This window comes from Clostridium sp. D53t1_180928_C8, from assembly GCF_015667795.1.
GTDB lineage: Bacteria > Bacillota > Clostridia > Clostridiales > Clostridiaceae > Clostridium.
This window is the reverse complement of the sequence record NZ_JADPEL010000007.1, coordinates 144,703-154,744: the sequence shown is the minus strand read 5'-3', so window position 1 is coordinate 154,744 and position 10,042 is coordinate 144,703. Positions and strand designations below refer to the sequence as shown.

The window sequence follows — 10,042 nt, the reverse complement described above, 5'->3', positions numbered from 1 at the left end:
ATCTCATTTTAAAATTGAAAAATATAACATTTTATTAGTTATACTTAAAATTTAAACATAACTAATAAACCATTATTAATATTAAATAATGGACAATCATAAAAAAATAATTTATAAAAATTCAATAACTTTAACTTTTCTTAGAAACCTACTATATTAATAATATTTTTGATTTTATATTTTTCCAAGAAATATATGTATTTATTTCAGCTTTCATCAATGACTTATTTTTTGTTTTTTCAATTAAAGATAAATCATTTCTATCTTCAAAATTATTCTTATACTCAAATAATCGCAAGCTTAAGTAATGATCTAAATATTTAGTAGCTACACCTCTAAATTTACTAAGCCAACTTACAGCCTTAATTGAATATTTTATATCAATAGCCTTCTCTTCAATCTTATTAATTTTTACCTTGTTTATTTCATTAAATGCTTTAGCAAATATTTTAAGCCTTCCATCAATTAATCCAACAACATATGCCTTCTTATCCAATCTTGGAATAATATTATCTCTAATTTCATAAAAACCTAAAAAGTTTCTTGCTGCAAAAATAGGTATTATATCCAGATAGTTATTTACTGCATTTATAACTACAATATTATCTCTTTCTTTCTTATAAACTTCTCTTGATCCCTTAAAATTTTCACGAACTACCATTTTAGTTAATTCTACATGAGAAGTTATTTTATCAATATAATTTTTACTTTTTATATCATATAAAAAGCGATGTCTCCAGAAAAATGCTGTTACAATGCTAATATTTAATTTAGTAGCACACTCTCTTATAGTAAGTCCCTTATTTAAAAGCTCAAAATATTCTTCATACTTATCTTTAAATTTCTTAGAATATCTAAATTGATTATAAAATTCACTAGTAAAAGTTCTTCCACAGCTCTCGTCCTTGCATTTATATCTCTGATTTTTTTTATAAATTCCATATTTAATAATATTTTCACTTTCACAGTATGGACATTTATCTATGATATTGACTTTAGAATTATTATTTTTCCAAATTCTAAAGTCAATATCATTTAATATTTTTTCACTTGAATCTTTTATTAATATATCATAAACGTTATTCATATTATCACCACTTGCAATTATTAACAAATGAAAATACTTTTAAACATTTAATTATATTATCTTTTTTTAAATTTATTTTTAATTTATTTCTACTTAACTTTTCACTATTTCTTTATTATTCTTATTTTCTGAAATATAAACTCCAAAAATAATTAATAACCCTCCAATTACTGAAATTAATTTTATTGGTTCATCTAACATTATTGCAGAAGATATCATTGTTATTAAAGGAATTAAATATATAAAATTATTAGATTTAATAGCTCCAATTTTTAGTATTACTTTATTCCACAATACAAAACATATAGAAGACGCTAATATTCCTAAAAATAATATATTAAAAATTATACTTTTATCAAATAATATCTCATTATTCCATTTAAAATCCGTGACGAATAACACTGGTATCATAGTTAATATAGAATAAAAGAAAACTTTTCTAGTAATATATATACCGCTATATTTTGCTCCAATTGCTTTAATTATTAAACTATAAATCGCCCAAGATAATGCTGCTAATATTGCTAAAAAATCTCCTATTGGATTTAGCTTTAGTATAAATTTCCCATTAAACATTACTAAGAATACACCTAAAAATGCCACTAATGCACCTAAATACCATCCACTATTAACCTTTTCTTCCTTCATAAATAAATATGCTGTAATTGCCGTAAGTAATGGTGCTGCAGCAACTAATAATCCTACATTTGATGCTAGTGAAAACTTCAAAGCATAATTCTCTGCTAAAAAATAAATTGTTCCCCCAAATAAACCAGACCCTAAAAATAAAAGTTCTTCTTTTAAGCCACTACTTTTATGTATTTTAGGATAAACTATTATCAATGTTATATATGCTATAACATATCTATAGAACATTATTTCTATAGGACTTAAACTTTTAAGTAATACTTTTGTAGATATAAATGTTATACTCCATATAAAAACCACAAAAACTGCTATAAAATAATATAACGTATTTTTCTTCATATATAATTCTCCCCCTTTATTATTTAACTTCTATTTGATGCATATAATGGATTTGCAACCCTAACAAGATCTCCATACTCTAATTTAAGATTTTCAAATGCGCTTAATACATTCTGGGGAATATCAACATGTGCAATATATCCTGTTCCATTTGGGCCATATCCATTTTCATCATCATATAATCTTGGTATTTCTCCCATAAGTAGCGATATATATCTTTCCATATCCCACATTCCTAAAACATCTTCTTTATCAAATACTAATTTGCTATTTTTCACTATAATCTTAACCTTGTAAGCTGCATAATTAATTATATTTATATTATTATCATACTTTCTAAACACAGCATCCATCCTATGTTGCATAGTAGAATCTTGAATAATTATAGCATTATCTGATTTAATTTTATTTTGCTTTAACAACTCTAGAACATATGTGACATTATTACCACAGTTAGTAGATTTATTTTCTAAATAATAATTTTTTATATTATATTTTAAATTTAAATATTCTCCCATTAAAACAGCTTCTGTTTTATTTTCTGTTTTAATTTCAGGACATTCTTTTTTTATAAATTTTCTTAAACTTTCTGTAGTATGTCCTTCCCCACCTACAAGTATAAGTTTTTTTGCAAGCCCATCTAACATTGCATTTGCAGCAACATTACAGCCTTCTAATATAGTTCCTCCAAATAAAATCAAAACATCAGCCTCTGATATGCCATAACTCTTAATTAACTCTTGTTTTGATAATTTATTTATATCTCTTTTTCCACAAAAATCTGCTAACAAATTAATATTATTAGCAATATCATTTAACCCCATTTTTTTCTCTCCTTATTCAAGTTGTCTTTAATAAAGATATTTTTATAAATTATAAATAATAGCACCTACTAAGATTATTAACCTTAGTAAGTGCTATTTTCTTATAAATAAAAAAATAATTATTAAAGCGTACTTTTTTATATCTTACTTATATTAAATATAAAGCTAATAACTTAATTGTATTTTCAAGTGCATTTACATGCGTTCTTTCCATACCATGTGATGCATGAACTCCTGGTCCAATAAGCGCTCCCCTTATATCATTTCCTGCCCTTAATGCAGCACTTACATCTGATCCATACATTGGATAAATATCTACAGCATAACCTAATTTATTATCCTTAGCTAAATTAATTAGCTCTGTAGTCATATTATAGTCATAAGGTCCGCTAGAGTCCTTAGCACAAATTGATACATCATACTCTGTACAAGATAAATCATCTCCAATACACCCCATATCAACAGCAATCATTTCTGTTATATCTTGTGGAATAGCTGCAGAACCATGACCAACTTCTTCATATGTTGATATAATAATTTTCACAGTATATTTAGGTTTTAAATTTTCTCTATGCATCATTTCTAATAAAGCAATTATTGATGCAACACTACCTTTATCATCTATAAATCTTGATTTAATAAATCCACTTTCAGTTATAGTAGTCTTTGGATCAATAAATATAAAATCTCCTGGTGCAATTCCTAATTCTAAAACATCATCCTTAGATTTAACTACTTCATCTATTCTAACTTCCATGTTTTTCTCATCTCTAGCCTTTGATTTACTATCTACAAAAACATGAGCTGCTGGACTTGTACTTAAGAATGTTCCTGAATACTCTTTTCCATCTCTAGTTCTTATTTTACAATATTCAGCATCTAAAGTAGGTAAAATAGGTCCTCCAAGCACTGTGAATTTTAAGCTTCCACTAGGTGTTATCGATCTTACCATAGCCCCTAAAGTATCTACATGAGCACATAGTCCTATTGTTTTCTCTGAACTTTCTCCTTCAATTGTTATAATTCCACAGCCTTTATTATTTCTTTCAAATTTATATCCAAAAGACTTAATTATTTCTTCTATTCTATCCATTATTTCAAAACAAAACCCTGTTGGACTATTAAACTCCAATATTTCTTTTGCTATTTTTAATAAAAATTCTCTATCAATACTAAATTCTTTACTCATTTTATCCTCCATCTTATAATTGTCTATTAATACTTTAATTGTATTTTTATTCTATTATATCATAATAACTTAATTTATTAGATGCAAAATATAAATTAAGTGGCAAACTGCTGTTTACCACTGTTTTTTTAATCTAACTACCTATTTTTTTCTATTTAAACAATTCTAGTATTTCTTCATTAGTCAGTTTAGAGATATTATTTATATTTAAATTATCATCACTCATAACACTATTTATTATTTCTCTTTTCTCTTCTTGGAGCTGTACAACTTTTTCTTCAATTGTATCCTTTGCAATAAGCTTAATAACTTCTACAACATTTTTTTGTCCAATTCTATGCGCCCTATCTGTTGCTTGATCTTCTATTGCAGGATTCCACCATGGATCCATATGCATAACAAATTTAGCTGATGTTAAATTAAGACCTGTTCCTCCAGCCTTTAAAGAAATCAAGAAAACACCAGACTCTTTACTTTCATTAAAATCTGATACAAGTCTTATTCTTTCTTTTGCGCTAGTAGACCCATCTAAATATTTGCTAACTATATTTCTTTTATTTAATTCCTCTTCTATCTTTTTCAACACTGAAGTAAATTGAGAGAAAACTAATATTTTATTATGTTCTTTTATAACTTCTTCTATTATTTCTAATGCAACATTAAGCTTTCCACTATCACCAGTATAATCTTTATTAACTAATATAGGATCTTGACATATCTGTCTTAATCTTGTTAAGTAAGAAAAAATAGTTATATTATCATCTTCTCCAGTTTTTAGCTTTAGCTTTACTTCCTTCATATAATTTCTATATGCCAATTTTTGTTCTGTCGTCATTGGAACATAATATTTCTTTTCAATCTTTTCAGGAAGTTCTTTTATAACATCTCTTTTTAATCTTCTTAGTATAAATGGATTTATTAAAGATTTTAATTCTTCAATTTCTCTTTCACTTCTATTAACAAACTTTTGCTTAAACTTCTTTTCATCAAACAAATATCCTGGCATTATAAAATCAAATATTGACCATAATTCAATTAATGAATTTTCTATTGGAGTTCCTGTTAATGCAAATTTCACTTTTGCTTTTATTTCTTTTATAATCTTAGTATTTTTAGCCTTTGGATTCTTTATATTTTGAGCTTCATCTATTATACAATAATCAAAAACTTCACTTTTATAAAAATCTATATCATTTTTAATAGTTCCATAAGTAGTTATAAGAATATCATACTCCTCTTTATTTTCTAATATCTTATTTCTAATACTCTTACTTCCATGAATAATTCCAATTTTTAAGTCAGGTGCAAATTTTTCAAACTCTTCCTTCCAGTTATATATAAGAGATGTAGGAGTAACTACTAATGACTTTTTACCCTTCTTATATAATAAAAATGCAATTATCTGAATGGTTTTTCCTAGTCCCATTTCATCAGCTAATATTCCACCAAAACTCATTTCACTTAGTGATAGCAAATAGTTTACACCAATAAGCTGATAACTTCTTAATATGCCATTTAATCCTTCTATCCCATTGACCTCTTCTATAGCTCTACTTTCAAGTTTTTTAGAAATAACATTTAAAACCTCTGCTCCTCTTATAAATATTAAATTATTATTTTTTATACTATCTTCTATAAACAAAGCTTTACTTTTATCAACATCCAATGTACCATCATATATTTCTTCACTATACATAAGATTATCAATAATATTAAAAAAATTATTTATTCCCAAATCTCTTAAATCTAGTATTCTTCCTTTTTTAGTCTTATAAAAATCTCTGTCTTCATTTAAGCTTTGTAGTATTTTTGCATACTCACTATAATCTATACCATCTATATCATATTTAAATGTAAGATTATCTCCTTCCCCTTCAAATATAGCGTGAATATCGCTACTTCTAATAAGAGAGGCATCATTAAAGCTTTTTGAAAATTCTAATCTAGAAAAACTTTTAAAAAACTGTATTCCATTAGTTAAAAAATCATAGCGTTCTTCATCATCACCAATAAATATAAATTCTGTTCCCTTTTTTATAAATCTATATCTCTCAAGCTTCATTGCAATTTCTTCTTCAAAATAATTGTCCCTTAAGAAACATTCAACATTTTTATCTAATATATTTATTATTTTTCCAAAGTAATCAATAGTAACTTTACATTTAATATCATTATTTTCATTTTTAAATAAGGATTTAATCTTATAACAATTTCTACAAAGATGCTTTATACCATCTCCAAGTAATATATCATTACTTATGTTACTTAATAATTTAAATAAACTAACTATAGAAATTTCATTTTTAGGATATTCTATTTTCCCTTCTTGCTTTAATTTACTATATATTATTTTATAATTTTTCACTTGATTTTCAGTTGGTAAATAAATTTTTCTATCATTTAAAAACACAGTAAAGTTATCATTTAAAGGAATTGGTAGCTTCTTTTTAGTTGTTAATATTATTTTATCTAAGTCAAGTTTTACAGTAAAAGATAATGGTATATCATCTTTTATAATATAACTTTCATAATTTATATAATTATAATTTAATTTAACCTTTTTATTGTCACTTATTAGCTTCAATAACTCCTCTATATAAGCTTCACTTATTCTTAAAGTCTTTCCTTCAACAAGTTTAAAATTATTTAAATTAATATGTATATAATTTAAAAGTCTTTCATCCTGTTCAGTAAATATCATAGACGTAGAGTTATATAAAAACTCTCCATTAATTCTTAAATGTCCTTTTACTTCTTTACATTTTAAAAATTCACTAATTTTAGGTACTAAGTAAGTACTATTTTCTCCTATCCTAATTTGAACATCAAACTCATTTGTATCGCTTCTTTTAATATCTAAATCTAAATTTAATAATTTCTTTTCAAACCCCATGTTATTTTCTTTATTCTTAGTTGCTATAGGATTTTCTTTTACTATTTTCTTTATCCTATTTTTAGCTACAATATAAAAATAAAATATACTTGCAATAATATGTTTACAAATATAATTATGCTTATGCTTAGAAAACTCTTCATAGGTACTACATGTACACGTTGCCCCTAACACCTTTTCAGTTTTCAAATTATACTTAATATGACAACTATATGTCTTGCTATTATCCTCTTCTGTAACTCTTGAATATATATGATAAATATCATTAATCTTTTTACTAGTTAAGTTTGATACTAATCTATTCTTATAAATATATTTTCCTTCTTTTATACTAATATTAGATCCTAAGGCTAATACACTATCTAATAATTTCTTTAAATTCACCTTTTCACCTCATTATCATCTAATTAATTAAATTATTATATCACAAGTTTTAATTAACGTTAATAGAAATAATAGCCCTATTACTTTATTAATTTAAAACAAAAAAATATAAAGCAGTTCATACGCCATTTGTTATGAATCTACTTTATATTTGAATTTAAGGTGGAAATTTATAAAATTACAATCTAAATTTGAGATTGTAAGATTAACTTTGTTATTTTACACTCCTACTAAAAACTCATTTTCTTTAACTTCAATTATTTTATCATTGAAGAATACTTTTTTAGTATGCTCTAAATTATTAAAAATTATTTTTATATTTTTATATTTTTTCAAATATCCTATATTTTCTTTTAATTCTATTCTTATATCTTCTTTAGCAACTAATCTAATGGTATATTCATTTAATTTACCCTCTCTATATTCAAAGCTTTCACCATCATCTAATATATGATTGTATGTGATTTCTCCAGACTCTTTACCTAAATATATATTTAATGTTAATGTATCATCACTAGTTTCTCCAATATAGTTTTGTTCTTTACCTGTTGGTATTATAGATAAAGATTTTATAAATATTGGACAAATATCTAAAGGTGCTTCTTTAATTATATATTGGCCCCCTTTATGTTCTTCACCTGTCCAATAATCAATCCAATTATTTCCCTCAGGCAAATAAACTAATCTATGCCTTGCACCTTGCTCTACAACAGGAGCTACTAAAATACTATCTCCAAAACTGAACTCATCATTTATTTCATAAGTCTTTTTATCATTTTGGTAATTAAATAATAAAGGTCTTATTATTGGTTCTCCACTATTTTCACATTTATACATCATATCGTACAAATATGGAATTAACTTATACCTTAATTTAATATACTTTCTATTTATATCTTCTGTAGTTTTATCAAAAGCCCATGGTTCTTGCTCTCTACTACCAATAGTTGAGTGATTTCTAAACAATGGCGTAAATGCTCCAACTTGTACCCATCTACTTAAAAGCTCTGGAGTGCAATCATGTCCAAATCCACCTACATCAGTACCACAGAATGACATTCCACTTAAACCTAAATTCATTAACATAGGTAATGACATTCTTAAATGTTCCCATGTACTTTGATTATCACCAGTCCAAACTGTAGCATATTTTTGGGTTCCTGCATAACAAGCTCTCGTTACTACAAATGGTCTCTTATTTGTAACTTTCTTAATTCCTTCATAAGTAGCTTTATCCATCATATGTCCATAAACATTATGAATTTCCTTATGAGTAACTAAAGTTCCATCATTATTAAACATAACATCATCAGGTAATGGTCCATTAAAACTAGCTGGCTCATTCATATCATTCCATATTCCTGCAACACCTAAGTCCATCATTATTTTTTGATTTCCAGCCCACCATTCTCTTGTTTTAGAATTCATAAAATCTGGAAAAACAGAATCCCCTGGCCAAACGCAATTTTTATAAACTATCCCATCTTTATCAGTTGCAAAATGTCCTTCTTTTAAGCCTTCATCATAAATCTTATAGCCTTTATCCACCTTAACTCCTGGGTCAATAATTGTAACTACCTTAAAGCCCATTTCTTTTAATTCATCTAAAAACTCTTTTGGATTTTCAAACTTTTCATTATCCCATGTAAAAACTCTAAATCCATCCATATAATCAATATCTAAATAAATAGTATCACACGGAATATCTTTTTCTCTAAAAGATTTTGCAATTTCCATAGTTCTTTCTTGCGGTGCATAAGACCATCTACATTGCTGATATCCAAGTGTCCATAATTGCGGTAATGGAGTTTTTCCAGTTAGGTTAGTGTATTCATTAACAACTTCTTTAATTGTAGGCCCATATATAAAATAATAATCTATATTTCCTTCCATTGCACCAAAATAGTAATAATTAGAATTTTCTTTTCCCATATCAAAATGACTTTCAAAGTGATTATCAAAGAAAATACCTGATGCATCCTCATCTTTTAATGTAATTAAAAAAGGTATTGATTTATATAACTGTGCATATGTTTCACCATGCGGAGTAGGATCATCAGTATTCCAATTTCTGTAATGATATCCCTTTTTATTTAATGAACCTGTTCTTTCTCCAAGTCCATAAAAATACATATCTTCTTCCATAATCTTAGATACATATACTTTATATTCTTCATGCCCCTCTAGCTTATGTCCCTCTTCTGCTGCTAAAGTAGAATTAGCACCTAATCTTCTAAAAGGTTCCCTTTTACCTCTATAATCTCTACATAAAATCTTACCATTTAGATCATATATATCAACTTTAAAATCATCATAAATATTAATACTTAAAACTTGTGTTTTTATATTTAAAAATTCATTAATGTATTTAACTTCAAATTGAGCTTCATTATCTAATACGTTTTCAACCGCCTTAGAATTTCTCTCTTTTCTATGTAATGGCAAAAAGAAATTAATAACTCTTTCATTTACTAAAGTTACTGTACATTGAATATTTTCATAATTTACTAAAACTTTATTTTTCTCAACTTCATAATTTAGTATCTTCCCAAACATAATATAATCCCCTTTTATTCACTTATAAAACATTTCATTTTAAAAATGTAATTATAATGTTATTATATTATTAAAAGAAGTATAATACTTGCAATATACAAACATTTTATATAACAATACTG

The 10,042-nt window shown here is 25.7% G+C and carries 6 protein-coding genes; all 6 read right to left on the bottom strand.

The window, feature by feature from the left end:
* Window positions 1–151: 151 nt before the first annotated feature.
* The 6 genes from I4V51_RS07320 to I4V51_RS07295 all read right to left on the bottom strand — a co-directional run bounded on the left by I4V51_RS07320 (window position 152) and on the right by I4V51_RS07295 (window position 9,920).
* Window positions 152–1,087 carry an IS1 family transposase gene (locus I4V51_RS07320; RefSeq protein ID WP_195987669.1) on the bottom strand — a complete coding sequence of 312 codons (936 nt, stop codon included), beginning with the start codon at window positions 1,085–1,087 and terminating at the stop codon, window positions 152–154.
* 93 nt (window positions 1,088–1,180) lie between these two features.
* The gene (locus I4V51_RS07315) at window positions 1,181–2,074 is read right to left on the bottom strand and encodes a DMT family transporter (protein ID WP_195987668.1); all 894 of its coding nucleotides are present in this window, start codon (window positions 2,072–2,074) and stop codon (window positions 1,181–1,183) included.
* A 23-nt stretch (window positions 2,075–2,097) separates the two neighbouring features.
* On the bottom strand, window positions 2,098–2,898 hold the full coding sequence (locus I4V51_RS07310; protein WP_195987667.1) for an ElyC/SanA/YdcF family protein: 801 nt from the start codon (window positions 2,896–2,898) through the stop codon (window positions 2,098–2,100).
* Between the two features lie 148 nt (window positions 2,899–3,046).
* On the bottom strand, window positions 3,047–4,087 hold the full coding sequence (locus tag I4V51_RS07305) for a M42 family metallopeptidase (protein ID WP_195987666.1): 1,041 nt from the start codon (window positions 4,085–4,087) through the stop codon (window positions 3,047–3,049).
* A 151-nt stretch (window positions 4,088–4,238) separates the two neighbouring features.
* Window positions 4,239–7,364: an SNF2-related protein gene (locus I4V51_RS07300; protein ID WP_195987665.1), complete on the bottom strand. Its 3,126-nt coding sequence runs from the start codon at window positions 7,362–7,364 to the stop codon at window positions 4,239–4,241.
* Window positions 7,365–7,583: 219 nt separating this feature from the next.
* Entirely contained in the window at window positions 7,584–9,920 is a 2,337-nt protein-coding gene (locus tag I4V51_RS07295; protein ID WP_195987664.1) for a glycoside hydrolase family 31 protein, read from the bottom strand.
* Window positions 9,921–10,042: the final 122 nt, after the last annotated feature.

Excerpts from the sequence above, each read along its gene's own strand:
- I4V51_RS07295 (WP_195987664.1), bottom strand. The coding sequence starts at position 9,920 with ATGTTTGGGAAGATACTAAATTATGAAGTTGAGAAAAATAAAGTTTTA.
- I4V51_RS07310 (WP_195987667.1), bottom strand. The coding sequence starts at position 2,898 with ATGGGGTTAAATGATATTGCTAATAATATTAATTTGTTAGCAGATTTT.
- I4V51_RS07320 (WP_195987669.1), bottom strand. The coding sequence starts at position 1,087 with ATGAATAACGTTTATGATATATTAATAAAAGATTCAAGTGAAAAAATA.
- I4V51_RS07315 (WP_195987668.1), bottom strand. The coding sequence starts at position 2,074 with ATGAAGAAAAATACGTTATATTATTTTATAGCAGTTTTTGTGGTTTTT.
- I4V51_RS07305 (WP_195987666.1), bottom strand. The coding sequence starts at position 4,087 with ATGAGTAAAGAATTTAGTATTGATAGAGAATTTTTATTAAAAATAGCA.